The sequence below is a fragment of the Roseisolibacter agri genome, from assembly GCF_030159095.1.
Classification (GTDB): domain Bacteria; phylum Gemmatimonadota; class Gemmatimonadetes; order Gemmatimonadales; family Gemmatimonadaceae; genus Roseisolibacter; species Roseisolibacter agri.
On record NZ_BRXS01000008.1, the window covers coordinates 18,161 to 43,901 of the forward strand.

Annotated in this window: 15 protein-coding genes and 1 pseudogene; 13 read left to right on the forward strand and 3 right to left on the reverse strand. The window is 74.1% G+C overall.

Annotation, left to right across the window (positions count from 1 at the left end; translation table 11 throughout):
* Positions 1 to 707: 707 nt before the first annotated feature.
* A complete protein-coding gene (locus tag rosag_RS23260) occupies positions 708 to 1,787 on the forward strand; it encodes a DUF4198 domain-containing protein (RefSeq protein ID WP_284352579.1) in 1,080 nt (359 codons plus the stop codon).
* Between the two features lie 76 nt (positions 1,788 to 1,863).
* Here rosag_RS23260 and rosag_RS23265 read toward each other — a convergent pair whose 3' ends face one another.
* A complete protein-coding gene (locus rosag_RS23265; protein WP_284352580.1) occupies positions 1,864 to 3,036 on the reverse strand; it encodes an acyltransferase family protein in 1,173 nt (390 codons plus the stop codon).
* A gap of 621 nt (positions 3,037 to 3,657) precedes the next feature.
* On the opposite strand from rosag_RS23265, the gene rosag_RS23270 reads away from it, so the two are divergent.
* Positions 3,658 to 4,236, forward strand: coding sequence for a class I SAM-dependent methyltransferase (locus rosag_RS23270; protein WP_284352581.1), 579 nt, complete (start codon positions 3,658 to 3,660; stop codon positions 4,234 to 4,236).
* A gap of 1,006 nt (positions 4,237 to 5,242) precedes the next feature.
* Here rosag_RS23270 and rosag_RS25475 read toward each other — a convergent pair.
* Both rosag_RS25475 and rosag_RS23280 read right to left on the reverse strand, forming a co-directional pair.
* Entirely contained in the window at positions 5,243 to 5,860 is a 618-nt protein-coding gene (locus rosag_RS25475) for a DUF411 domain-containing protein (RefSeq protein ID WP_284352582.1), read from the reverse strand.
* 79 nt (positions 5,861 to 5,939) lie between these two features.
* Positions 5,940 to 7,238 carry a type II restriction endonuclease gene (locus rosag_RS23280; protein ID WP_345784880.1) on the reverse strand — a complete coding sequence of 433 codons (1,299 nt, stop codon included), beginning with the start codon at positions 7,236 to 7,238 and terminating at the stop codon, positions 5,940 to 5,942.
* 451 nt (positions 7,239 to 7,689) lie between these two features.
* On the opposite strand from rosag_RS23280, the gene rosag_RS23285 reads away from it, so the two are divergent.
* The 11 genes and pseudogenes from rosag_RS23285 to rosag_RS23335 all read left to right on the forward strand — a co-directional run bounded on the left by rosag_RS23285 (position 7,690) and on the right by rosag_RS23335 (position 25,388).
* Positions 7,690 to 10,080 carry a TonB-dependent receptor gene (locus rosag_RS23285; RefSeq protein ID WP_284352584.1) on the forward strand — a complete coding sequence of 797 codons (2,391 nt, stop codon included), beginning with the start codon at positions 7,690 to 7,692 and terminating at the stop codon, positions 10,078 to 10,080.
* A 172-nt stretch (positions 10,081 to 10,252) separates the two neighbouring features.
* Positions 10,253 to 11,836, forward strand: a complete 1,584-nt coding sequence (locus rosag_RS23290) for a hypothetical protein (RefSeq protein ID WP_284352585.1) — start codon at positions 10,253 to 10,255, stop codon at positions 11,834 to 11,836.
* A gap of 595 nt (positions 11,837 to 12,431) precedes the next feature.
* Complete coding sequence (locus tag rosag_RS23295; RefSeq protein ID WP_284352586.1) at positions 12,432 to 12,812, forward strand: PadR family transcriptional regulator; 381 nt, start codon at positions 12,432 to 12,434, stop codon at positions 12,810 to 12,812.
* A 17-nt stretch (positions 12,813 to 12,829) separates the two neighbouring features.
* On the forward strand, positions 12,830 to 15,481 hold the full coding sequence (locus rosag_RS23300) for an ADOP family duplicated permease (RefSeq protein WP_284352587.1): 2,652 nt from the start codon (positions 12,830 to 12,832) through the stop codon (positions 15,479 to 15,481).
* Between the two features lie 245 nt (positions 15,482 to 15,726).
* A pseudogene (locus tag rosag_RS23305) lies at positions 15,727 to 16,603 on the forward strand (IS5 family transposase).
* Positions 16,604 to 16,727: 124 nt separating this feature from the next.
* On the forward strand, positions 16,728 to 17,144 hold the full coding sequence (locus rosag_RS23310) for a hypothetical protein (RefSeq protein WP_284352588.1): 417 nt from the start codon (positions 16,728 to 16,730) through the stop codon (positions 17,142 to 17,144).
* Between the two features lie 133 nt (positions 17,145 to 17,277).
* Positions 17,278 to 19,005 (forward strand): TolC family protein, encoded by a 1,728-nt coding sequence (locus rosag_RS23315; RefSeq protein ID WP_284352589.1) that lies wholly within the window; start codon positions 17,278 to 17,280, stop codon positions 19,003 to 19,005.
* A gap of 146 nt (positions 19,006 to 19,151) precedes the next feature.
* Positions 19,152 to 20,483, forward strand: coding sequence for an efflux RND transporter periplasmic adaptor subunit (locus rosag_RS23320; RefSeq protein WP_284352590.1), 1,332 nt, complete (start codon positions 19,152 to 19,154; stop codon positions 20,481 to 20,483).
* Between the two features lie 16 nt (positions 20,484 to 20,499).
* Positions 20,500 to 23,739 carry an efflux RND transporter permease subunit gene (locus tag rosag_RS23325; protein ID WP_425607534.1) on the forward strand — a complete coding sequence of 1,080 codons (3,240 nt, stop codon included), beginning with the start codon at positions 20,500 to 20,502 and terminating at the stop codon, positions 23,737 to 23,739.
* A gap of 74 nt (positions 23,740 to 23,813) precedes the next feature.
* The gene (locus rosag_RS23330) at positions 23,814 to 24,386 is read left to right on the forward strand and encodes a hypothetical protein (RefSeq protein WP_284352592.1); all 573 of its coding nucleotides are present in this window, start codon (positions 23,814 to 23,816) and stop codon (positions 24,384 to 24,386) included.
* Between the two features lie 180 nt (positions 24,387 to 24,566).
* Positions 24,567 to 25,388 carry an alpha/beta fold hydrolase gene (locus rosag_RS23335; protein WP_284352593.1) on the forward strand — a complete coding sequence of 274 codons (822 nt, stop codon included), beginning with the start codon at positions 24,567 to 24,569 and terminating at the stop codon, positions 25,386 to 25,388.
* Positions 25,389 to 25,741: the final 353 nt, after the last annotated feature.

Sequence of the window (25,741 nt, forward strand, 5' to 3'; positions counted from 1 at the left end):
CTGCCGCGACGACGTACCTACGCTCCCATCGCAGATGGCTGACCCGGACTCCTCCGGCATGCCCGGCGACGCCGGATGGACAGACGTCGGACGGACGTCGGACGGACGCCTGATGACGACACCCGTGCATGGCGGGGGGGACGGGGGGGGCGGCGCCGTGCCCTCCCGTTCGTTGCTGTGCACCTGGCCAGCCGCGGCTTCCGCGGCCACGGATCGTGACCGCTCCGCCGATGATGGACGGCGGGGGGCGGAAGCTCGCCTGCCGGGCCACGTCGCCGTCTCGGTGGGCTGGCTCGAGGCGGTCGCCGCGTTCCTCGCGCGCGCCATCTCCGCCCTGACCTCGGAGGAGAGCCGACGCGCGCGCAGCGTACGTCGCGATGGATGTCGCCGGCTCGTGGGTCGTGTCGCATCGTCGCCGTGGGTCATGTCGCATCGTCGCCCTGTGTCTCGCCTCGTTCGCCACGGGGCTCGTACAGGTCGTGCTACCGCTCGGGCTGGCGCTCGGGACGGCCTCGGGGTGGCGCCGCTCCTTCAGTCGTCATCAAGCTCCCACTCACGACGGGCTCCACCGTCGTCCTGCTCATCCACACGCAACCGATCCGGCATGTCGCGTGGGGCGCGATGTGGCAGTCGCTCGCGCCAGGCGATCTCCGGGCGATCCGCCTGCACCGGCCGTCGACGCGGGCGCCGCCCTGCTGGCGCTGCCGGTGACCACGCCGCTCTCGGTAGGCAAGCCCCGAGGGCTGACGGCGTACGGACGTCGTGCCCTGCGCGAACACCCAGCCGTACCGCGCGAGGCTCCCGACGGCCGGGCGTCCCGCCGCGGTGGCCGCGTGCCGCTGCCCCGCTCTCCGTGTCCGTCCGAGTACGACCTCACCTCGCGCGTCCTCTCCTCCACCACACGGCCCCCCCCTTCGATGTCTGCATTCGTCCGCCAGCGCCGCGCCTCACGTCGGACCTCTGTGGCGCTCGCGTGCGCCAGCCTGCTCGTCGCCGTCGGCGTCGCCGAGGCGCATGACACGTGGCTCTTGCCCGACCTCTTCACGCTCGCGGCGGGAGGGCGCCTCGCGCTGAGCGCACGCGCCGGTGGCGGGAAGTTCCCTGCCGGCTCGGCGGTGCCGATCACGCGCGTGGCCGCCGTGCGCCTCGTCGGGGCGGCGACGGAGGCCCGGATCACGGACTTCGCGGCCGAGGGCGGCGCGTTGCGCATCCGTCACGTGCCGCCGGCGGCCGGCCAGTACCGCGTCAGCCTGTCGCTGTCGCCAGGCACGATCCGCAGCACGCCGGCCGGGTTGCTGCGCTTCCTCCGGCTGGAGGGCGGCGCCGCTGAGGCGCAGCGGGTCGAGCGGCTCGGCCTGGTGACGGGGGAGGACAGCCTCGTGTTCGTCCACGCCGCGTCGGCGAGTACCGTCGTCGAGGTCGGGCGCGGCGGCCCGCGTGCGTATCAGCGGGCGGCCGGTCTGCCACTCGAGTTTCTGCCGGTGAATGATCCGCTCGCGCTCGCTGTTGGGGACACGCTCCACGTGCGCGTGACGGGCGACGGCCAGCCGGTCGCCGGGATCGGGGTCGAGTACAAGCCTGCAGCCGACACGCTCGCGGCCGGGGCCACCCCACCGGCGTATCTCTCGGCGGTGGCCGATGGGCGCGGGATCGCGCATCTGCCCCTGACGGCGCCCGGCCTCTGGATCGTGCGCGCCGCCTACGTCAGCCCCCGCGCGGGGAACACGCCGCGAGAGTACGCGGTCTCGCGGGCGACCTTCGTTTGGCAGGTGCGCGCGCGACCGTGAGCGGGGTAGCCTCCGGCTGCGCCGTGCGCGCGCAGAGACTCCGGCGCGGTCCCGCGAATGCGGTCCAGCCGACGCGTCACGATGTGCGGGCTCCTGCGCCCGGAACACGCCGCTTCAACTGAAGCCAGTGCTTCTCGTAGAGGTGGTAGCTGACGTACGCCAGCGCCGTCGCGGCTCCCGCGGCGGTCACGAGCACCAGGGTGGCGGCGGGAACCTGCGACCCGGCCACCCTCGGCAAGGCGGCGGCGAACGGCACTGCCCCACGCATGGCCACGTCGACCAGCCCCGAGAACACGTAGATGCCGTAGCTGTACTGCCCGAAGAAGCGCATCGCGGGATGGCGGAACAGTCGCGCCGTCCGCGTCCCGGGCGGCGCGTCGAGCGCCAGCACCAGCAGGGCGCCGCTGGCGATGGCGACGCACGTGAAGCCGACGGTGTAGGCGGCGGTGTGTCCCGTCGGGTCGCCGGTGTGGCCCCACGCGATGAGCGCCAGGGCGAGCGGTGCGGCCAGCAGGAACGCGGGCTGGGCCCACCGCGTCGCGCGGTCCCACCAGCACGCGGCTCTCGCCGCGAGCGCGAGCAGCGCGCCGACGAGGAGGCTGTCGGCGTGGGTGGGAGTGAGGACGTACACGGCCGCAGCGCTCCACCCGCTGGCGAGACACCACATGCGCAGCGCGAGGGCGAGAGCGAGCAGGCCGACGCAGCTCTTCGCGAGTCGTGAGGGAGCCAGCCACAGCACGACGGCGGGCCAGACGAGGTAGAACTGCTCCTCGACCGACAACGACCAGAAGTGCCCCGTGCCGTACGGTGCGGGCTCGGGGGCGTCTCGCGCCATCCTCACATTGACGAGGTAGCCCCAGTACCAGCCCTGCTTCTGCAGGAACGCCACCCCTCCCTCGCCGGGGTCCGACAGGAAGACGGCGCTCCCCGTCACGAGGGCGAGGAGCACGCCGTAGTACAGGGGGGCGATACGCAGCGCGCGGCGGGCGTAGAAGTCGCGGAAGTAGTGCCGCGATCCGCGCGCGTCGCACAGGATGCCGGTGATCAGGAAGCCCGACAGCGCGAAGAACAGGTCGACGCCGACCCACCAGAGGTTGGTCGCCGCTTCGACCGCGCCGTCGAACCGCGTCGACGGGTGCTCCGGGTACAGGTTGTTGACGAGGACCAGGAGGATGGCAAGCCCTCGGAGCCCGTCCAGGGCGGGAAGCCGGCCGTGCGCGTCGGGCGTGCGACCTCCTGCGCTGCGCACACGCGTGGCCACCCACGCCGAAGGCGACCGCGGGGCCCGCACGTGCGTCGATGTGCAGAACCCCACTTCGATCACGCGCGCAGGCATCGTTCGGCGGGAGCGGGTCCCGGGGGAGCGCCGGTCGGCAGCCATCATGCGATCCTCGCCGGCTTTACGCAAGATCAAGCGCGGCGCGTGTGGCCTGCACGCCGCGTCCGTCACGCCACGTGGCCTGCCCAGTCCGCCGTCGAGCGTCGCCGCCAGTCGCGTGGCGCGGCGCGGCGCGCCGCTGAGCGAGCGCCTGGGCCCTCGGGCGCCGCGCCCGCGTACGGAGTGCCGAACCGCTATTGCGGAAAACCTCGACGGCCCTAATGTGCACAGCGGCCGCCGTTATACGGCCCGTAAAATCGAGGCGATCCTCGAGGCTTAGGTCCGTGCCCGGCCCGAGCCGCGGTGCGGCATCATCCGTGATCGCGGCGGTCGGAGGCACGCTCGTCCGCGCTCGGACGGGAGGCGTTGATGCGGAACTACGATCAGGCGCACGCGGCGCGGCTGACGGCGGCGGAGATTGGCGTCCACTGGCGCGGCAACGTGTCGCGGTTCGAGCGCCCGCACGCGCGACTCCACCTCGTCGCGCGCATCGTGTCCACGCTGCCGGGGAGCAGTGGAGCGCAGGCCTCCCATCCGCGCACCCTGCTCGACCTCGGGTGCGGGCCGGCGGCACTCCGACGGCTGCTGCCAGCCGACATCGCCTACTACGGAGCGGACCTGACGGCGGAGGCGCTCCCTCCCGGTCGCGAGTCGGATCGGTTCGCCGTCGCCGACCTGAACGCGGATGCCGATCCGTTCCCCGGGCGCACATTCGATGTGCTCGTCGTCTCGGGCATGTTCGAGTACGTCCGCGATCCCCGGGCGTTTCTGACGCTGGTGCGTCGGAAGACGCGACCGGGCGGCCACCTGGTGCTGACGTACCTGAACCGCTGGCACCATCGCGAGCTGCGCGCGCGCCTTTTGCACCGCGCCCCCACGTACCCCGACCCACACATCAACTTCATCTCGATTGCGGAGGCCGCTCGTGGTATCAAAGCCTCGGGGTTCGTGATCGAGAGCTACGCGATGCTCTCCGCCGGGCAGCGTGTGCTCCCGGTCGTTCCCGGCACCCTGCACTTCCCGCTCAACGTGCTCGCGCGAACGTTCGTGTTCGTGTGCCGCAGGCTGTAGACGGTCGAGCGATGTCGGCCATCGAGCCGCGAGGGCCGGCCGCGTGCGGCCGGACGGCCCTGCGCGAGGAGTGGACGGACCCGCAGCAGTCGCGCGCGATGCTGCTGCCCGGCTCCGGACGCGCAGGAGGGGCACGCGGCGGAAGCAAGCCGACGCGCGCGCGGCCGATCCCGATAGACGGAAGGACGGCCCCCGGGGCCGTGTACGGGCGGGCACGTGCGCCGGTCCGCCTCGTGCATCGCCGCGGCGCGACGCTCTGGGGACGCAGGTGGCGGCGATCCGCCGGCGATCCGCCGGCGATCCGCCGGCGACGGGTGCACGCGTGGCCGGGCACGGGGGCAACCGTGACGACTGCGACGATGGCGGCGCGCCCCGAGGGTGCGGTGCGCGGCGGCGCGTACCCATCCGGGCTCCGCGGAGAGCCGCGGCCCCGTGCGCGCGTCGGCGGAGCGCGTCTCCGCGTCCTTCGTCGGGAAGGCGCGCCTGGCCGCGCCCGTCGTGGCGCATGGGCTGTGGGCGGATGCCCAGGTGCCGACCCGCAGCGGGACGCGCGTCGGCTCGCGTTGCCGCCTCAAGGGCGCGTCCTCGGCATCCGCCGGCCGGTGGATGAGGAGCTCACCGAGCCCGTGCCGCGCACGCGGAAGACGTGAGACGCCGTGGTGCGCAGCGTCTGCTGGTGATCGGCCCCTACCAGACACCGGATCCGCGCGCGCTGCAGAGCACCCTGCCGGCGGCGTGGCGCTCACCGCGTGCCTCGACGTCGCGCCCTTGCGGGCCGGGTGCGTGGCGGCTCGGCGGAGGCTGCGGGCGCTGGTCCGCGCGCTGGTCCGCGCGCTGGTCCGCGCGCTGGTCCGCGCGCTGGTCCGCGCGCTGGTCCGCGCGCTGGTTGGTGCACGTCACCGATGGTCGCCGACGCCTGCCCGCGTTCCCGCTGGCGCCCCCGCTGCCCGCTTGATGCGGCGGCGCTGGTCCGTCCACGCGGCGCCGGCGCGTGGTCTCGACGACGTCAGTGGCTCGCGTACACCCGCGTCGCACCCGCGCGGTCGAAGCTGACCACGTCGTAGCGGTCGGCGGGCGCCCCGGGCATCTCCATCCCCGGAGAGCCGGACGGCATCCCCGGCGCGGCGATCCCCGCGACGGCCGGGCGCTCCGTGAGCAACCGCACGATGTCCGCCGCCGGCACGTGCCCCTCGACGACGTAGCCGCCGATCAGCGCCGTGTGGCACGAGGCGAGGTGCTCGCCCACGCCGTGCTGCGCCTTGATCGGCGCGAGGTCCTCCCGGTCCACGGTCGTCACCCGGAAGCCGCTCGCCGTCAGGTGGTCGACCCACGCCTGGCAGCAGCCGCACGTCGGCGTCTTGTAGACGGTCGCGACGCGCATGCTGTCCGGCAGCCCTGCCATCACGACGGCGCTCCCGGCCGGCCCGCTGGCGGGCGTGGCGTGCCCCGCGTGCGTGTCGGCTGGAGCGCCCGCGACAGCCGCGCTCTGGGAGGACTGCTCCCCGGTGCCGCCTCCGCAGGCGGCCAGCGCTGCCGCGAGGGCGATGCCGAGCAGGACGGGCGTGCGACGCGCCGCGGCGGCAGGCGAGCGACGAAGGGCGGACAGGCGGTTGAGGTGCGGCATGGGCGCAGTCAGGGCGGCGACGTGGAAGGGGTGCCTGGGAATGGTACCCGGGAATGGTACCCGGGACGTGGGAAGCGGATCAGACGAGGGTGCGCGCGACCGCTTCCACCGCCTTCATGCCGGTGCCGAAACGCGCCATCGTCTCGCGGTGCCGCTCGAGCTCGCCGTAGGGGAGGTAGCGCACGCGCAGGTCCGACACGCGGCTGAACGCCGGCCGGGCGAGTTGTGCCCGCACGTCGTCCTCGCGCCCGTCCGGCGCCACGAGGAACAGGTGCGTCACCGCGGCGTCGGGCGCGCCGAGCGCGAGGTCGAGCATCCGGACGATCCCCGAGTAGATGGACGTCGTGTGCTCCACCTCGAACGCCCCCGCCACGCGGCCCGTCGGCGCGCCCGCCGCGTCGCGCTCGAGCCAGAGCACGTCAATGAGCTTCACCGCGTCGGCGCCCGGCGCGCCCGCCAGCGGGGCCGGCAACGCGTCGAGGCACCCGTCGGCGAGCCGCCCGTCGCCGAAGGGGCGCGTCCGGTCGTTCGCCGCGACCCACACGGCGTATCCCAGCGCGCGCCCCAGGTCGCGGAGCCAGCCCTGCACCTCCGTGTGCGTCCGGTCGCTCTCGCGTGCGGCGGCGAGCGCCTTCGCATCCTTCGCCGAGTCGTCGCGCACGCGCGCGAGGTCCGCCTCCCACGCCGCCCGCGCCGCCGCGTCGTCCGCGCGGGGCGGCGCCGGGTACCGCCCGCTGCCGACGTCGAAGAGCAGCCCCGCGACGGCGCCCAGGTCGTTCGAGAGCAGGTCGCGGTAGCGCGCGTTCAGTTCGAGGACCCCGGCGCGCATCGCGAGGTAGTGCTCCCAACTCCCGAGCTTCACCTTCGCGCCCGTGAGCGCGTTGTAGCCGGTCACCATTGCCGTGTTGAACGGCGGCACGAGCGTCGGGTGCAGGAAGTACATCAGGTTCGCCGCCGTCGGCCCGAGCCCCTTGATCCCGAGCGCGTCGAGCCGGCGGACCGCCGTGAGCACCTGCTCCTCGGTGCTGCAGCACACGCAGGTGTCGAGGAAGCGGCCGAACGCCCGCTGGTTCTCCGGCGACTCGTAGATGTCGGGGATGCGGAGCTTCGGCTTCCACAGCCACGCGTGGTCGGCGCCTTTGAAGAGCTGCCGCTGCTCCGCGACCGAGTGCACGACCGTCTCCAGCGACGAGCCGCGGTAGGCGTTCCCGAACGTCCCCGCCTCGATCTCGCGCACGACGGCCTGGATGCCGCGCCGGATCGAGCGGAAGTTCTTGACCCGCTCTTCCCAGAGGAACCATGTGCGGTACGTGGCGCCCGGGTCCTCGCGCCAGCGCGCGATGAGGGCGCGCAGCGCGTCCCCGGCGCCTGGTGGCATGCCGGAGGCGACGTGCGGCGTCAGCGCGTGCGTGAGTTCGGGGGTGAGGGACACGGCGGGGCAGGGCGGGGCAGGGCGGAATGAGGCGACGGCCGTTTCCCGGGCGACGGCCGTTCCTGGGCGACGGCCGTTCCTGGGCGACGGCCGTCGGCGGACGCCGCGCCGAACAGCAGCAGGGCGCCGGGCGACGACAGGCGGCGGCGCACAGCGGCGTCCTCGGCGGTGGGCGCCACGCGCACGTTGCCCGTATGGTTGCTCCCCTTCTACGGAATGTAAAGGTGGGCCGCGCATGGGCACGCGGCGCGCCGCGTCCCTTGACGAGCTCCGCTGCGCGAGGCATCTTCGGCGGCGTACTACGCCCCGTAAAATGTCCCGTTCGTCGCGCGCTGCGACGGCGCGGCCTTCGCGCATGGCCGGCCCTCCGGCCGGCAACCACTCCTGCCGCCCTCTCATGCCGACCCGATCTTCCGCGTCCCGTCGCCAGCCGCTGTGGTACGCCCTGCTGTCGCTCGCCACCGCGGTCCCGGCGGTGGCGACGCCAGCCCGCGCACAGGGCGAGCAGCCCGCGGCGTCGGTGGTGCGGGGGCAAGTCCGCGCGGCAACGGGAGCGCCCATCGTCCGCGCGACCGTCGAACTGCTCGATGCGGGCGGCGGCGTCGTGCGTGCCGCCAGAACCGACGAGTCGGGGCGGTTTCGCCTGATGCCCCCGAACGCGGGCCGATACCGCCTGCGCGGCGTTGCTCTGGGATACCGGGCCCGCATCGTCGACGTGACCGTGACCGTGGCCGCGACCGGCGCGGGCGACGGAACGGCGGCGGTTGACCTCACCCTGGAGGCCGTGCCCCAGGGGCTGGGCACCGTGGTGACCGCGGCCACCCGCAGCGGCCAGCAACTCGGCAACGTGCCGGCGGCGATCAGCGTGGTCTCGATGGAGACCATTCAGGGCACGGGGCGCCGCAACACGAACCTCGAGGAGGCCCTGCGGACCGTGCCCGGCCTCGTCATCCGCGACCAGCTGGGTGGCGCCTCGCGCGTGACCATCGCGATCCGCGGCGCCGGCTCCTCGAACGCGTTCGGGGTGCGCAGCATCCGGCTCCTGATCGACGGCATCCCGAAGAACAACGCCGGCGGGTCAGGCCAGGACCTGGCGAACCTCGACATGGCCTCCGTGCAGTCCATCGAGGTGCTGCGCGGCCCGGCGTCCACCCTCTATGGGAACCAGGCCGGGGGGGTCGTCGCGGTGACCACGGAGGCCGGCGGCGAGACGCCTCGCCGGCAGCTCCAGGTGCTCGGCGGCAGCTACGGCTTCGCGCGCGTGCACGGCAAGGCGACCGGGCAGGCGTTCGGCGGTGCCGTGAGCTATCTCGGGAGCGCCTGGCGCACGCAGCAGGACGGCTACCGCGCCAACTCGAACTTCGACCAGACCGGATTCTCGTCGAAGCTCGTGTACCGGCCGAACGACCGGAGCACCATCACTGGCGTGATGTCCTACGACAACCTCGGCCAGGACGTCTCCGGCGCCCTCACCCTGGAGGAGTTCCAGACGCGGCCGCGGCTCGCCGACTCGACGAGCTTCCTCACGCTCAACGGGCGGCGGCTCGACAACTTCGGCCGGCTCGACGAGTTCCGCTTCGGGCTCAACGTGCAGCGCACGCTCACGGCGACCGAGCAGGTGGAGACGCAGGTCTTCTACGTGCCGCGCGCCACGCGCAGTCCGAGCCTCGCGCAGTACATCCAGCAGAGCTTCGTGAACCGCGGCGCGAACGTCCGCCTCCTCACGACCCGCGCCCTGGGGGCACTCGGCAACCGGTTCACCACCGGCGTCGACTTCCAGGACACGCCGATCCAGACCGCGACCACCGGTCGCGCGGGCACGACGAGCGCTGGCCGTTCGTTCTCGGTGTTCGACGAGGGGGCGACGACCTACGGCGTGTACGCGCTCGACGAGCTCTCCCTGCACCGCGACGTCACGCTCACCGGCGGCGTGCGCTACGACAACATCCGCTTCCGGCAGCAGAACCAGCTGCTGGCCTCGGTGACCGAGCCGCGCACCTTCAAACGGGTGACGCCGAAGGTGGGGCTCACCTACCGCGCGACGCCGTCGTTCTCGACGTTCGCCAACTTCAGCGAGTCGTTCGAGGCGCCGGTCATCGGGCAGCTGCGCAACTCGCCGGCCCCCACGGGCGAGTTCGTGACCAACCAAGTGGTCCGGCCGCTCACGGTCCGCACCTACGAGGTCGGCACGCGCGGCGCGGCGGGCCGCGCCTCCTTCGAGGCGGTCGTCTTCCGTCAGTCGCTCCGCGACCAGCCGGTGAACGTCAGCTTCGCGCGCCCGGCCCCGGCGACCGGGCAGTTCGCGGCGCTGGTGAACGCGGCGGAGGTGCGGCAGTGGGGCGTCGAGACCGGCGCGCAGCTCGCGCTCACCAGCGCGCTGACGCTCGCGGGCACCTACACGTACTCCGACTTCGCGTACGACCGGTTCGTCGCGGGCACGAACGACTTCACCGGCAACGAGCTGCCGGGAATCCCGAAGCACAACGCGTTCGCCGAGCTCCGCTACCGGGATGCCCGCGGGCTCACGGGCGGCATCGAGGTCCAGTCGGTCGGGCAGTTCTTCCTCAACGACGCGAACACGGTGACGAACCCCGCGTACCAGGTGGTCAACCTTCGCCTCGGCTGGGAACGCGCACTCGGGGCGGCACAGGTGGCGCCGTTCGTCGCGGTGAACAACCTGTTCTCGGAAGCGTATTCGTCGCAGCCGCAGATCAACGCCGCGCTCGGCCGCTACTATAACCCCCTGCCGGGGGTGAACTACTCGGCCGGCCTCCGGGTCGCGTGGTGACCATGTGGCACCACGCGGCGACGGTCGTTCGCCCGCCGGGCGTCCGCCGGGCGGCGCTGAGCGCCGCGCCGCGGACACCCAGCCGGCAGCCACCTGTGCGGCGGGCGCCGGCCGCGCGCGCGCCGCGCCGCCGGCGCCCTGGCGACGCCCTTCCGCAGCGATAGGAGTCGAGATGTTCGGAAAGCGTGCGAAGGCCCGGGTCGCGTCCTGGCACAAGTGGCTCGGCCTGGTGCTGACCGTCCCGCTCCTCGGCTGGATGGCGTCGTCGGCGGCGATGATGCTGATGACGATGAACGCCCCGAACGGGCTGGCCGGGTCGTACACGCTCAATCCGTACAACTCGGTCGACGTCCGGCTCGACGAGGCGACGGTCGCCCCCGACGCCGTCCTGCGTCGGGCGGCGGCGGAGCACGGCCTCGAGCGCGTCTACTGGCTGCGGCTGCAGTCGCGCGGCCCGCACCTGTGGTACGTGGTGAAGCCGACGCCGTACGCGGCGGCGATGGTGTTCGACGCGCGGACGGGGGCGCGGCTCGACCCCCTGTCTGACGAGCTGCTCGCCGTCACGGCGAACGAGGCGCTGCTCGGGAGCCGGTTCCAGGGGCTGGAGCACGCGACGGAGTACAACCGCTACTACGCGGCCGACCGGGTGCCCGCGGTGCGCGCCCGCGTCGGCGGCGCGCAGCCCGCGACGCTCATCCTCTCGCGCGACGAGGGGCGCACGCTGCGGCGGCTGAACGCGGCGTCCGGGCAGTTCGAGTGGTGGTACCGGACGTTCCACGTCAACCAGTACAGCGACCACCTCGCGCTCTGGACGACGCTGCTCTACGCCTGCGCGCTCGGCGTCATCGCGCTCGCGATCTTCGGCTACCAGCTCTTCTGGTGGCGCCGTCCGGCGGTCGCGACGGCGCTTGCGCCATCGCGGGCGCGGAGCGCCGGGCCGTTCCGTGCGCGCAACCTGCACCGGAAGCTGGGCGCCGCGGTCGGGGGCGTGCTGGTCGTGCAGCTCGTCGTCGGCATCTACCTGTGGCTGTGCCTCGGCCCGCTCGAGGACCCGTTCCGCGGCAAGTCGAGCTTCAGCACGGACTGGCGCGGCGGGTTCGCCGCCAGCCAACCGCTCGCCGACGCCGGCACGGTCCTGCGGCAGGTCGCGGCGTCGCTCCCCGCGGACTCGGCGGGCGCGCGGCCCGTGCAGGCCATCGAGTGGCGCCGCCTGGGCAACCAGGACGCGTGGCTCGTTATGCCTCGTAAAGACGAGCCCCCGCGCGTCTTCTCCGCCGCGACGGGGCGACCGCTCGCGGCGCTGTCACCCACGCTCGCCGGGGCCATCGCGCGCGAGGAGGTGATCGGCAAGCCCGACTTCTTCTACGTGGCCGTGGCGCCGCAGCTCTGGATGGACCTCAACCGCCCGGTGCCCACCTACCGGTTCCGGTTCAATGATCCCTGGCACACGGACGTCTACGTCGCGCAGGGCACGGGCGAGGTCGTCCAGCGGCGTCCGTACTTCTGGCGCCTGTTCGACCCCTTCCTCGCGGTGCACATGTTCGCGTTCACGGGCGTCAAGCCGCTCGACGCGGCCCTGCTCGCGCTCGTCCAACTCACGATGCTGGGGGTGCTCGCGACGGGATGGCGGCTGCAGTTCCCCGGGTCCTCCCGCCGACGGACGGCGGTTGCGGTCGGTGCGCCGCCGACGGTCGCCGCCGCCGACGCGACGGCGCGCGCCGAGCCGGAGGACGTCCTGCGAGGTGTGAGCGCATGACGCGGCGCGTCTCGTCTTCGCCCTCGCGCTCAGATGCGGGGGCGCACCCGCGCGACGGAGCCGCCACGGCCGCGCGGAACGGGGCCGCGCACGCGCCCCGGCGCCGCGACCGGGCGCTGACGCCGGGGGACCGCGCGGCGCTCGGCGTCGGGGGCGCGCTCGTGCTGCTGATGCTCGCCTGGGGCGGGTGGAGGCTCGGGCAGACGGTGGCGCGAGACCGCGCCGTAGCGCCGGGGGTCGCGCCGGCGCCGGTGATGCCGGGACACTAGGCTCTGTGCGACAGGGGGGACAGGAAGGGCATGGCTCGGCTCGCTGACGCCCTCGCCACGGCGAAATGCTGCGTTCGCCGTAGCCCGGCGCGCTAAAGGGTGGGCGCACTTCGATGGAGGCGATCACCTCGTGCATCTCGTGGCCGCATACGCTCTCGGTACCGGGTCGGGAGGGACCACTCGCGGGGACGCCGGGGCGTTGATGCTCCGGAGGACCGAGCATCAGGTCCTTGACGGCGGACGGCGCGACCGTACGTTCCCCTTCCGCAAGAAGGGGAGTACGCACGTTCTACCCACCCCGCGCCCCTCGCCGACCCCTGCCTGCCGTGCCTGACGTCTCTCCACCCGATGTCCCGCTGGAGCTGCTGCCCGGCACCGTCGACCTGCTCGTCCTCCGGGCGCTCGTCTGGGGGCCCCTGCACGGCTTCGCCGTCGCGTGCTGGGTGCGGCGGCGGACCGACGGCGTCCTCGCCCTCGAGGACGCGCCCCTCTATAAGGCGCTGCACCGGCTGGAGCGCCGGGGCGACGTGGTAGCCGAGTGGGGACTCTCGGAGCACAAGCGGCGCGCCCGCTACTACCAGCTCACCCCCGCAGGGCGCGCACGGCTCGGAGCCGAGGCGTCCGCCTGGCGCCGCTACGCTGCGGCCGTGTCCCGGGTGCTCGACCCGGCTCTCGATGCGGCCCTCGACCCGGCCCCGGGCGTCTGAGGTCGACGGCGCCGCCCGTGTCCCGCATCCCCGGCCTCCGCCGCGTCTTCCAGTTCCCGCACCGCACGGCGCGCATCGTTGCCGCTGATGTCGACGAGGAGCTCGCCTTCCACCTCGACCTACGCGCCGCGGAGCTGATGGCCGAGCGCGGCCTGAACGCCGAGGCCGCCCGCGCCGAGGCGCTCCGCCAGTTCGGCGACTTGGAGGAGGCCCGCCGGTACCTGCGCGCGCTCGATGCGCGCACCGAATCCGCTGCCCGGAGACGCGACATGCTCGAGACCCTCGTGCGGGACCTCCGCTTCGCGTTCCGCGGGTTGCGGCGCGCGCCGCTGCTCGCGATCACCGCCGTTGCCATCCTCGCCCTCGGGCTCGCGACGGCCGCGGCGATGCTGAGCGTCTCGGACGCGGTCCTCCGCCGCCCGCTTCCCGTGGCCGACGCGGGCCGCCTCGTCGTGCTCTGGAACCTGCGTGGCGACAACATCGAGCACGGGTTGCTGCCCCAGCAGGTCGCGCCGTTCGCGCGGGATAGCCGCACGCTCCGCGCGGTCGCCGGCTACGCGCACTTCGGCGTCTACCCGTTTCCGCTTTACGACGGCGGGCGGCCGCTCGTGCTGCCGCAGGGCCGCGTGACCGGCAACTTCTTCGACGTATTGGGCGCCCGCCCTGCGCTCGGCCGGCTCCTCCGCCCGGAGGACGACGTCCCCGGCGCTCCGGGTGTGCTGGTGCTGAGCCACGACACGTGGCGGCGCGCGTTCGCGGGCGACCCGCGCGTCGTCGGGCGGCGCCTGCACCTGGCGAGCGTGGGGCGCGACTTCACCGTCGTCGGCGTCGCCCCGCCCGGGCTCGACTTCCCGGTGGGTGCGGCGTACTGGGCGCCGCTCGCCACCGCGGGCCCGAGCACGGCCGACCTCGTCGGCCGCCTCGCCCCGGGGCGCACGCCGCGGGAGGCAGCCGCGGAGCTCTACGCCTGGAGCGGCCCGCGCGCGCCCGAGGCGCACCTGACGGGCGCGCACGCCGCCCCGTTCGGCGACGCCGTCGTGGGCGCCAGCCGCCCGACGCTCGTGGTGCTCACGGCGGCCGCCGGGCTCCTCCTCCTCATCGCCGCGGTGAACGTCAGCACGCTGCTCGTCCTCCGCACCACGGCGCGGGCGCGCGAGCTGGCCGTGCGCCGCGCGCTCGGCGCGCGCCCGTGGGACGTCGCCCGCCCGCTCGCGGCCGAGTGCTTACTGCTGGTTCTCGCAGGGGGCACGCTCGGGGTGTTGGGTGGCGCGGTGCTCCTCCGCGCGTTCGTGGCGACTGCGTCGGCGCGCGTGCCGGTGGTGCCGCGCGCCGACCTGATCGGCCTCGCACCGGGGCCGGTGCTCCTAGCCCTGGGCCTCACGCTCGGCGCCGTCCTCCTCGCTGGCGTGCTGCCGGTGCGCTCGTTAGTCCGCGCGCCGGTCGCGCCCACGCTGCGCCTTGACGCGCGCGCCGGCCGGGGGACGCGCGGGCGGGCGCGGACGCGCCAGGGCCTCGTGGCGGCGCAGGCGGCGCTCGCGCTTGTGCTGCTCGCCGGGGCGGGACTCTTGGTGCGCTCGCTCGCCAAGCTCGAGCGCGTCGACCACGGCTACGCGCCGGGCGGCCTGCTCATCGCGCAGATCACCATGTCGCAGGCCGACTACACGACGGCACCGGCGTTCCGAGGCGTGCTGGCCCGCGCGTACGCCCGGCTCCGCGCCGTGCCGGGCGTCACGTCCGTCACGCCCGTGCTCATCCCGCCGTTCCTCGGCGCGACCGTGTGGTCGTGGCCGACGGTCGTCCGCGGCCCGGACGGGGGCACAGGCGGGGCGGTGCAGTCGTTCCCAGTCGAGGCGGGCGGCGCCGAGTATTTCCGCACGATGGGCGTCCCGATCCGCCGGGGCCGCGGGATCACGGACGCCGACGGCGAGCACGCGACGCCGGTGGTCGTCGTGAGCGAGGCCGCCGCGCGACGGCTCTTCCCGGGGCGCGACCCCATCGGCCAGCAGCTCCGATTCCCCACCGCCGACAGCACCGCGTGGTGGACGGTGGTGGGCGTGGCCGGCGACATCCGCTACCGCAGCCTGCGCGAGGCCACACCCACGCTCTACCTCTCCTACCAGCAGGTGGGCGACCAGGGGGAGATCGCGCTCCGCACTACGGGTGACCCGGCACGCCTGGTCCCGGCGCTCCGGCGCGCGCTCGCCGAGGTGGACCCGCGGCTCGGGCTGTGGGACGCGCGCCCGATGGGCGACTACCTGGCCGGCCCGCTCGCCGTGCCGCGGCTCGCGACCGCGCTCGCGGCGGGGTTCGGTCTGGTCGCGGCCGTGCTGGTGGGACTCGGTCTCTACGGCGTGACGGCGGCCGCCGTGGGCGAGCGGACGCGCGAGTTCGGCGTGCGCTCAGCGTTAGGCGCCACGCCCGGCGCGCTGCGGAGCACGGTGCTCCGCCAAGCGCTCGCCGTGGCCGGGGCCGGGGCGGTGGTGGGGCTCGCGGGCGCGTGGGGCGCGTCGCGGCTCGTGCGCGCGGTGCTCTACGACGTGAGCCCCGCCGACCCGGCCGCCCTTACCGGCGCGGTCGCGCTGCTCGTTGTGGTCGCGCTCGCGGCGGCGTACGGCCCGGCGCGGCGCGCAACGCGTGTCGACCCCGCCGGCGCGCTCCGCGCGGAATAGTCGGTCGGCGGGGCTTCGGGGTGCTGCTACCGTGCCGAGCGGCATGAGCGAGAAACCCATCTCCGCCGGTCGGTAGTGCGGCGGCGCCACTTCTGATGCGGCGGTCCGTTACGCGCAGGCCGTGGCCGCCGCGGAGCCCAGTGTTGAATCAAGATCTCAGTTCCGCTGCGCGCAGTGGGTAGTCGGACGCCGACAGTGCGGACCAAGCCCACCACCACGGAGTGGATATGAGACCCGGGGACCAGATGGCGGCCCGGCACGAGTTGACCGTGGCGGAGTGGGCGCGAATCGCGCCCCTCCTGCCAGCCCGCGAGACGCGGGGAACGTACTACGCCGACCATCGGCGTGTGCTCAACGGAATGCTCTATCGACACGCCACCGGCTGCGCGTGGCGCGACCTGCCCGAGCGCTACGGGCCGTGGTCGACGGTCGCCTCACGCCAGCGGCGCTGGACCCGCGAGGGACTGTGGGAGCGCATCCTCGCGGCGCTCCAGCGCGAGCTGGCCGCCGCGGGGCGGATCGACTGGGAGCTGTGGTGCATCGACGGCAGTCACGTCCGGGCGCATCGCCACGCCGCGGGCGCGGGGGGAAAACCTGCCCGCGGGGGAGCCGCCCGACCACGCGCTCGGGCGTAGCCGCGGCGGGTTCACCACAAAGCGGCACCTCGTGACCGACGGGCGCGGGCTGCCGCTCGCCGTCGCGCTCAGTGCCGGGCAGGCGCACGAGAGCCGGTACGCCACGCGCGTGCTCGATGCGGTGCGCATCCCGCGCCGCACGCCCGGCCGGCCGCGCCTCAGACCCGAGGCGCTCGCCGGTGACAAGGGGTACAGCTACCCCGCGATTCGCGCCTGGCTGCGTCGCCACGGTGTGCGCGCCGTCATCCCGGAGCGGGCCGACTAAGTGCGGCAGCGTGCACATCGGCCGGGGCGCAGGCCACGGTTCGCCCGGGCAGCCTACCGGCGTCGCAGCGCCATCGAGTGCACCGTCGGTGCGCTCAAGGAGGCACGCGCGGTCGCCACGCGTTACGAGAAGCTCGCGATCCACTACCTCGCCCTCGTGCAGCTCAGCATGATCCGCTTCCTCGTGCGCCGGCTCGAACGCCCCCTGCCACACAAAGCCTAGCGCAGCCCATGTGGCCGGACTCGCCGGAGGTCGCCGGACGTCGCCTGGCGGACTCCGGGAATCCCTGACCCGGTATCAGGTTGATGGCGGTACCGAGCACCCGCGACCGGGGTATCTTCCTCTCGTGCCTTCCGCTCTCCGCCGCCTCGCCGCGTTCGTCAGCGGCGTGATGATGCTCGTCCTCCTGCTCGCCGAGTCCGGCTTCGCCTGCGCGATGCAGGAGATGGTGTCGTCCGCGGGTGCGGGCGCCGGGATGAGCGCGATGGCGGACATGCCCGGCATGGCGGCCATGGCCGAGATGGCGGATGTGGCGCCGCCGGACGGCACCGCCCCGGCGGAGGGCCAGGACGAGGCCCCCTGCCGATTCCCGTGGGCGCCCTCCGGGTGCCGGGACATGGCCCCCTGCGCGCCGGCCGCGCTGACCGTCGCCGCCTGGCGAGCCGAGGGTGGCGCGCGCGTGCACGACGTGCAGCGAGCGGCCGCGGTCCTCGCGCCGCCGTCGTTCGGCACGCCTCCCGAGCTGCCCCCTCCTCGGGCGTAGTCCACCTCACGCCGGCATCGGGCCGGTCGTGAGCCGCTCCCGGGCCGTGCGGCCCGGGGGACGCCCGCGCCGTCGACTCCCCGTAAGTGCGGGTGCGTCCGGGTGCGCGGGGTGGACTCGTGCTCGAACCCTCATGCAGCTCGCACGTGTTGGCGCCGGCGTTGTCGGCGTGTTGTTGGTCGTGGCCGGCGCGGGAGTCGTCGCCGCGCAGGCGGTACCGTCCGTCCCGCCACGATCCGTAGCAGCCCCCACCACGCCCGCCGCAGCGCCTGCCGCAGCGCCTGCCGCGGCGCCCGGTGAGCCTGCTGACGTCGACGCGCTCGTCGCGCACGCGCTCGCCGCCAACCCCCTCCCGCGGGCCGCGGCGGCGCGTCTCGACGCGGCGCAGGCTCGCGTGAGCCCCGCCGGCGCCCGGCCGGACCCGATGCTGATGGCGGGGGTGCAGAACCTCCCGGTCACCGACCCGGGCTTCGCCGACGAGATGACGATGGCGATGGTCGGGGTCGGGCAGACGATCCCCGTCCGCGGCAAGCTCGCGCTCCGCCGCCGTACCGCGGAGCGGCAGGTCGACGCCGCGCGGGCGGACGTCGAACGGACGCGGCTCGAGGTCGCGCGCGACGTGCGCGTCGCGTTCTACGAGTTGGCGTATCTCGACCACGCCCTCGCCGGAGTCGAGCGGAACCGCCGCGTCTTGGTGGATCTGGTCCGGGCGGCGGAGGCGCGGTACGGCGCCGGTGCCGACCTCGCGCAGGGGGCGAGCGCGGGAATGGGATCAGCCGGCGCCGCCGCGTCGCCTCCGCGCCCGCCGTCTGCGATGTCCCCGGCGATGGTGGCCGCGTCGGGATCCCCCGTCCCAGCCGGCGGCGGCATGACCTCTGGCGGGATGACCGGGATGGGCGGGACTGGGCGTGGCGCAGCCGGTGTCGCGCCCCCGACGCCGCTGAGCGCCGGACCTGCCGCGGGCTCGACCGGTGGCATGTCGTCGGGTGGGATGTCGTCGGGTGGGATGACCGGCGGCAGCATGCGCTCCGCCGGCGGGATGGCCGGCGGAGCGCTGCAGGAGATCCTGCGTGCGCGCACCGACCTCGCACGCCTGGGCGAGGACGCGTCGGCGCTCCAGGAGGAGCGGCGCGCGGTGCGCGCGCGCCTCAACGCGGCGCTCGACCGGCCGTCCGACACGCCGGTCGACGCGCCCCGGGTGCCGGAGCGGATCGTGCGCGCGGCGGTCGCCGACTCGGGGCGTGACGTCCGCTTCGCGTCGGCCGCGCTGGGGGCGCGCGCGGCCGACTCGCCGCTGCCCACGGTCGACGTGCTCCAGGCGTTGGCGACCAGCCGGAGCCCGGCGCTCCGCGCGCACGAGGCGCTGATCGCGGCGCAGGGCGCGCAGGTGGAGCTCGCGCGCCGCGAGCGCATGCCGGACATCGACGTCGCCGTCCAGTACGGGGTGCGACCGATGCACCCGGACATGGTGACGGCGACCGTGTCGGTGCCGCTGCCGATGCAGCGCGGCCGGGTGCAGGACCAGGCGGTCGCCGGCGCGCGGGCGGAGCTCGCCGGCCTCGAGGCGGAGCACCACCGGCAGCGCAACGCCATCCGCGCCGAGGTGGCGCGGCTGCACGGCGAGGCGGAGCGGGCACGGACGCAGCTCGCGCTCCTCAAGGCCGTCGTGCTGCCGCAGGCGCACGCAGCGCTCGCGGCGGGTGCGGCGAGCTATCAGGCGGGACAGGCGGGACTCAGCGCCGTGCTCGACGCCCGGGCCGCCGTGTTCAACCAGGAGACGGCGTACTTCCGCGCTCTCTCGGAGTTCGCGAAGGCCGTCGCCGAGCTGGAGCTCGTCGTCGGCGGAGAGGTGCTGCCGTGAGCGACGACAGGACGAACCAGCAGAACCACGCGAAGGGGGATGAGGCGGCGCACGAGACGACTCACCGGCGTCCAGGCGTCGTGTCGCCGCCTGCGCGAGCCTCACGGCGCATGGTCTGGGCGGCAGCCGCTGCGAGCCTTCTCGCGGTGGGCGCCGCAGGCGTCGCGGTGACGCGCGGCGGCCGTGATAGTGCGGCTGCCGCCGCGCAGCTCGTGAGCGGCATGGATGGCATGCAGGACATGCCGGGCATGCCCGGGATGTCGATGGGCGGGGACGGCTCTGTGCGGCTCACGGCGGCTCAGGTCCGCCAGTTCGGCGTCACGTTCGGCACGGTCGAGGAGCGCGTGCTCACGGCCGCCGTCCGCACGGCGGGCGTGGTGGCGGTCGACGAGCGCCGCCTCGCCGCCGTCGTGCCGCGATTCGCCGGCTACGTGGAGCGGCTCCTCGTCGAGACGACGGGCGAGCGGGTAGGACGCGGCCAGGCGCTCGCGGACGTGTACGCGCCCGAGGTGCTCGCCGCGCAGGAGGAGCTGCTCGTGGCGCGGCGCCTCGGGAGCGCGCTGGCGGCGAGCGCGGTGCCGGGCGTCGCGGTGCCCCCGGCGGACCTGGTGGCGGCCGCCCGGCGCCGCCTGCTGCTCATGGGCGTGGGCGCGGGGGAGATCGATGCCGTGCTGCGGACCGGGCGCGCGCGTCGGACGGTGACGCTGCGGGCCCCCGCGTCGGGCGTCGTGCTCGAGAAGCGCGTCGTGCAGGGGCAGGCGGTCGCCGCCGGGGAGCCACTCTACACCATCGCGGACCTCGGCGCCGTGTGGGTCGAGGCGGAGCTGCGCGAAGCCGACGCGGCGAGCGTGCGCCAGGGGAGTGCCGCGGAGGTCGAGCTCGCGGCGTACCCCGGCCGCACGCTCAAGGGGACCGTCGCCTCCGTCTACCCGACGCTCGACGCCGCGACGCGCACGCTACGCGCCCGCGTCGTCGTGGCGAACGCGGACGGTCTGCTGCGCCCCGGGATGTACGCCACCGTCCGGTTTTCGACGCCGACCCGGCGCGCACTGACGGTGCCCGCGACGGCGATCATCCGCACGGGCGAGCGCTCGGTCGTCTTCGCCGACATGGGCGCCGGGCGGCTCATGCCGCACGACGTCGAGACCGGCCGCGCGTCCGGCGAGTTCGTCGAGGTGCTGGCCGGGGTGGAGCCCGGCCAGCGGGTCGTCACCTCGGCGCAGTACCTCCTCGAGTCGGAGTCGAACCTCGCCGAGGTGATGCGCGCGATGATGGGGCAGATGGGGAGCCAAGGCATGGGCGACATGCCGGGCATGGAAGGCATGCCCGGCATGGAAGGCATGCCCGGGATGGAGGGCATGCCGGGCATGGAGGCCAAGGGGGCGGACACGCGTGGGCTGCCCCCGGCCGCTCCCGCGCGGCCGCAAGGAGGCTCGCACGGGAGCCCGCAGGGTCTCACGCAGCCGCCGCGGAGGTGATCCGATGCTGACGCACATCCTCCGCGGTGTGATCGCGTGGTCCGTCCGGCACACGCGGGTCGTGCTCGCGGTCACGGCGCTCCTGACACTCGCCGGCGCGTGGGCGGCGCTCCGCACGCCGGTGGACGCGATTCCCGACCTGTCGGACGTGCAGGTGGTCGTGATGACCGAGTGGCCCGGTCAGGCGCCCGCGCTCGTCGAGGACCAGGTCACGTACCCGCTCTCGACCGAGTTGCTCAAGGTGCCGCGCACGAAGGTGGTGCGCGGGATGAGCCAGTTCGGGCTCTCCGCCGTCTACGTCGTGTTCGAGGACGGGACGGACCTCTACTGGGCGCGCTCGCGCGTGCTCGAGTACCTGAACGCGGCGCGCGAACGGCTTCCCGACGGCGCGATGCCGATGATGGGGCCCGACGCGACCGGCGTCGGCTGGGTCATGCAGTACATCCTCGCCGACACGACGGGGCGCCTGAACCTGGCCGACCTGCGCGCGGTGCAGGACTTCACCGTGAAGCCGGCGCTCACGGCGGTGCCGGGCGTCGCCGAGATCGCGACGCTCGGCGGCTTCGAGAAGCAGTACCAGGTCGAGGTCGACCCGACGCGCCTGCTCGCGTACGGCCTGTCGATGGCGCAGGTGGTCGCGGCGGTGCAGGCGTCGAACGCGGACGTCGGCGGGCGCGTGCTGGAGATGGGGGGCACGGAGTACGTGGTGCGGGGCCGCGGGCGCTTCGCGACGCTCGACGACCTGCGCGCCGTGGTGCTCGCGACCGGCCCCGCCGGCGCGCCGGTCACGGTCGGCGACGTGGCGACCGTGCAGCTCGGGCCGGAGCTGCGTCGCGGCATCGCGGACCTGAACGGCCGGGGGGAAGTAGTCACCGGGTTCGTCGTGATGCGCTACGGCGAGAACCCGCGCGACGTGATCGACGGCGTGAAGGCGCGCATGGCGCGGCTCGAGGGGGCGCTGCCGCGCGGCGTCACGTTCGTGGCCGGCTACGACCGGTCGGGGCTCATCGACCACGCGGTCGCGAACCTCCGCGAGAAGCTCGTCGAGGAGTCGCTGATCGTCGCCGCGGTGACCGTGCTCTTCCTGCTGCACGCGTCGAGCGCGCTGGTCGCGGTAGTGACGCTGCCGGTCGGGATTCTCATGGCGTTCCTCGCGATGCGCGCGCTCGGGCTCACCGCCAACATCATGAGCCTGGGCGGGATCGCCATCGCCATCGGCGCCATGATCGACGCGTCGGTGGTGATGGTGGAGAACTACCACAAGCACCTCGAACGCCACCTCGCCGGTCGAGATCCTGCAGGTCGCCCGGCGGGTCGCGATGGCGACGGCGCCCTGGACGCGGCACGCCTGCCGGCAGGGGAGCGCTGGCGACTGGTGCGCGAGTCGGCCGGCGAGGTCGGCCCCTCGCTCTTCGTCTCGCTCCTGCTGATCACGGTGTCGTTCCTCCCCATCTTCGCCCTCGAGGCGCAGGAGGGGCGGCTCTTCCACCCGCTCGCGTGGACGAAGACGCTGGCGATGGCGGCCGCTGCGCTGCTCTCGGTGACGCTCGTGCCGGTGCTCATGGGGCTCCTCATCCGAGGTGGCGTGAGGCCCGAGGTGGCGAACCCGGTGAACCGCGCGCTGATCCGCGCGTACCGCCCCGTGATTGCCCTGGTGCTCCGGCACCGATGGGCGACCGTCGGCGGCGCGGCCGCGGTGCTCGCGGTGACCGTCCTGCCGTGGGCGCGCCTGGGCAGCGAGTTCATGCCGCCCCTCGATGAGCAGAGCGTGATGGACATGCCGTCGCTCGCGCCGGGCGTGGGTGCCGAGCAGGCGAAGGCGATCCTCCGCCAGCGCGACCGCGCGCTCGCCGCGATCCCCGAGGTCGCGATGGTGCTCGGCAAGGTCGGGCGCGCCGAGACGGCGACCGACATGGCGCCGATGTCCATGATCGAGTCGACGGTGCTCCTCAAGCCGCAGACCGAGTGGCGCGACGGCGTCACGCGGGACTCGCTGATGGCGGAGATCGACCGCCGCGTCCGGACGCCTGGCGTCGCCAACATGTGGTCGATGCCCATCAAGAATCGGCTCGACATGCTGGCGACGGGCATCAAGACGCCGGTCGGCATCAAGGTGTTCGGCCCCGACGCCGCGACGCTCGACCGCGTCGGCCAGCAGATCGAGCGCATGCTCCCGCGGGTGTCGGGCACGGGCTCGGTGTTCGCCGAGCGCACCGTCGGCGGCCGCTACCTGGACGTGGCGGTCGACCGCGAGGCGGCGGCACGCTACGGCCTCACGGTGGGCGAGGTGCAGGCGGCGCTCGCCGCGGCCGTCGGCGGTGCGCCGGCCGGGCAGGTGCTCGAGGGGCGCGAGCGGTACTCGGTGCTCGTGCGCTACCCCCGCGCGCTGCGCGCCGACCCGGAGGCCGTCCGGAACGTGCTCGTCTTGACGCCCTCCGGCGCGCAGGTGCCGCTCGGGCAGGTGGCGCGGGTCGGCGTGGCGCGCGGCGCGACGCTCATCAAGTCCGAGGACGCGCAGCTCAACAACGTCGTCTACGTCGACGTGCGCGGGCGCGACGTCGGCGGCTACGTGGACGAGGCGCGGGCCCTGCTCGCGCGCGCGCTGCGGCTCCCTCCCGGATACCGGCTGGAGTGGTCGGGGCAGTTCGAGGCGATGGAGCGCGCGGAGCGGCGACTGAAGATCGTCGTGCCGGCGACGCTCGCGGTCATCTTCCTGCTGCTCTACGCGAACTTCCGGAGTGCCGCCGAGAGCGCGCTGGTGATGCTCTCGTTGCCGTTCGCGCTCGTGGGCGGCGTGTGGCTGCTCTGGCTGCTCGACTACAACCAGAGCGTCGCCACTGCGGTCGGCTTCGTCGCACTCGCGGGCGTGGCGGCGGAGACCGGCGTCATCATGCTCCTGTATCTGGACCACGCATACCGGGACCGGCGCGCGGCCGGGCTCCTCCGCTCACGCGCGGACGTCGACGCGGCGGTCGAACACGGGGCGGTGGAGCGCGTGCGGCCGAAGATGATGACCGTGACCGCGATCATGGCCGGCCTCCTCCCCATCCTGTGGGCGGGCGGCGCCGGGGCGGACGTGATGAAGCGCATCGCCGCCCCGATGGTCGGCGGCATGGTCTCGAGCACCGTGCTCACCCTCGTCGTCATCCCCGCCGTCTACTCGCTGTGGAAGGAGCGCGAGCTCCGTCGCGCGGCAGTGCCCGCGGAGGCGGCGGACGGGGTGGGAGCGCCGGAACCGCACGTCGTTCCGGCATGAGGCGGGACCACATCGCGTCGCCAAGCGTTGAACGGCGAGATCACGTGCGCCACGCGCAACTTCACCGAGCTCACATGGACCACGACACGACCATCAGCCACGACGGGCGCACGGCGCCCTTGCGCTCCCGCCTACGCCGTATCCGTCTCCCGCGCGTCGTCATCGCCGGGGCGGCGCTCGCCGCGGCGGCGTGTGGCGGCGAGAGGAGCGGCGCCGAGCGCGCGCAGAGCGACTCCTCCCGCGCGGCCGCCGGCGCGTCGGGCGGTCGTATGGACTCGATGCCGGGCATGGGCGGCATGGCGAACATGCCGGGCATGGGGCAGATGATGAGCGGCCGCATGATGGCCGAGATGGACGCGCACATGCGCGCACTGCGGGGCGCCGGCCCGGACAGCCTCCGTCGCTCGCTCCCAGCACACCGGCAGATGGTCGCCAACATGATCTCGCAGATGAACCGCGAGATGGGCGAGATGAACATGGCCGCCGACGCGGCGTGGACGGCACTCATCGACTCGGTGCGCGCCGACCTCACGCGGATGCCGGAGCTGAGCGCCGGGGAGCTCGCCCGGGCCATGCCCGACCACCACGGTCGCGTCGAGCGACTGGTGCGCGCGCACGGGGACATGATGCGGAGCATGTCGCGATGAGAGTGCAGCGTGCGCGCGCGCGTGGCGCCGACCTCCGCGTCGGGCGCGGCCGCCCGTGAGGGTGCCCCGCCGAGGCGGGACGGATGCACGTGTGCCGGGAGCAGTACAAGACGTGTCGCGGCGTTTCCTCCTCGAGCGGGTGGCAGCGGGGGCGGCGTCCGGACGGTCGGTGTCGCCGGGATGGCGGTGGCCGACGCCGACCATCCGGATACCGGGCGGCCGCTCTACGTGCGGGAGCACGGGGCGAGCGGACCGCTCGTCGCGTTCCTGCCCGGCATCGGCGCGACCACGCGCTACTGGGAGTTCGTGGTCGGGCCGATGGCCGACCGTGCACGGCTTCTCCTCGTCGGCCAGCTCGGGTTCGGACGCTCGCCGAAGCCGTGGACGACGTACTCGGTAGAGCGGCCTGTTGCGGAGCTACACCGCGTGCTCGCGCCGGCGGCGGCGCGGGGCCCGCTCACGCTCGTCGGCCACTCGTTGGGCGCGGGCTTGGCCGTGGCCTCTGCGGACCGGCATCCGGAGTACGTCGAGTGGCTCGCGCTCGTGAGCATCCCGTACTTCGGTTGGGGGAAACTCGCGAAGCGCTACCTGCGGCAGCGCGGTGCCGCCGGCTGGTTCGGGACGTACATGATCCCGTTCGCGCTCGTCTGCCTGCTCGGGCGGCGGCGGCTGGGGTGGGCGGTGCCGCTCCTTGCGCGGGACGTCCCGCGTCCCCTGGCGGAGGACCTGAACCAGATGACCTGGCGCTCGTCAGCGTCGCCGATGTGGGAGGTCGTCGACGGCCATGACCTCGCCGTCGATGTGGTGCGCGTGGCTGCCCACATCCGGTTCCTCTGCCTACACGCTGACGCGGACGCGAGCGCACCGCTCGAGCAGATGCACGAGCTCGAGTGGCTGCACCCGAACAGCGTGATCCGGGTGTACCGGGGAGCGGACCACCAGGTCCCGCTGCGGCAGCCGGCGTGGGTGTGCCAGCAGCTCGCGACGTCGGTCGCGCTGTGAGCGAAGGCGGTGAGTGGACGGGAACTTCCCCCTTGCATACGAGCGGCCCGGAGGCCGCCGCGTACGGGGGGAGCTCGGGGTGGCGCGCACCGCCGCAGGTCGTGGCTGAGCTGATGATCCGGCCGGTAGTCGTGGCCGAGTCGCAGCACACCTGGCCGGCCGCTGCCCTCGGCACGGCCGCTCTCAATCCCGATTGACTCTCTCGGGATTGCCAGCTACCGTTGCCGGGGCGGGCCGAAGAGAGCCGTTCTCAGGCGCTCGAAGGCTGGCGGAGGCGGCTGGGGACCAGACGAGTGTCCGCGCGCATCCGGCGGCCGCGTTCACTCCCTACAGCACGACGCCGATGCGCGCCT

Bases quoted from the DNA above. Each gene is read 5' to 3' on its own strand.
- rosag_RS25475 (WP_284352582.1), bottom strand. From the start codon at position 5,860: ATGCCGCACCTCAACCGCCTGTCCGCCCTTCGTCGCTCGCCTGCCGCC.
- rosag_RS23280 (WP_345784880.1), bottom strand. From the start codon at position 7,238: ATGCCACCAGGCGCCGGGGACGCGCTGCGCGCCCTCATCGCGCGCTGG.
- rosag_RS23285 (WP_284352584.1), top strand. From the start codon at position 7,690: ATGCCGACCCGATCTTCCGCGTCCCGTCGCCAGCCGCTGTGGTACGCC.
- rosag_RS23290 (WP_284352585.1), top strand. From the start codon at position 10,253: ATGTTCGGAAAGCGTGCGAAGGCCCGGGTCGCGTCCTGGCACAAGTGG.
- rosag_RS23315 (WP_284352589.1), top strand. From the start codon at position 17,278: ATGCAGCTCGCACGTGTTGGCGCCGGCGTTGTCGGCGTGTTGTTGGTC.
- rosag_RS23330 (WP_284352592.1), top strand. From the start codon at position 23,814: ATGGACCACGACACGACCATCAGCCACGACGGGCGCACGGCGCCCTTG.
- rosag_RS23335 (WP_284352593.1), top strand. From the start codon at position 24,567: ATGGCGGTGGCCGACGCCGACCATCCGGATACCGGGCGGCCGCTCTAC.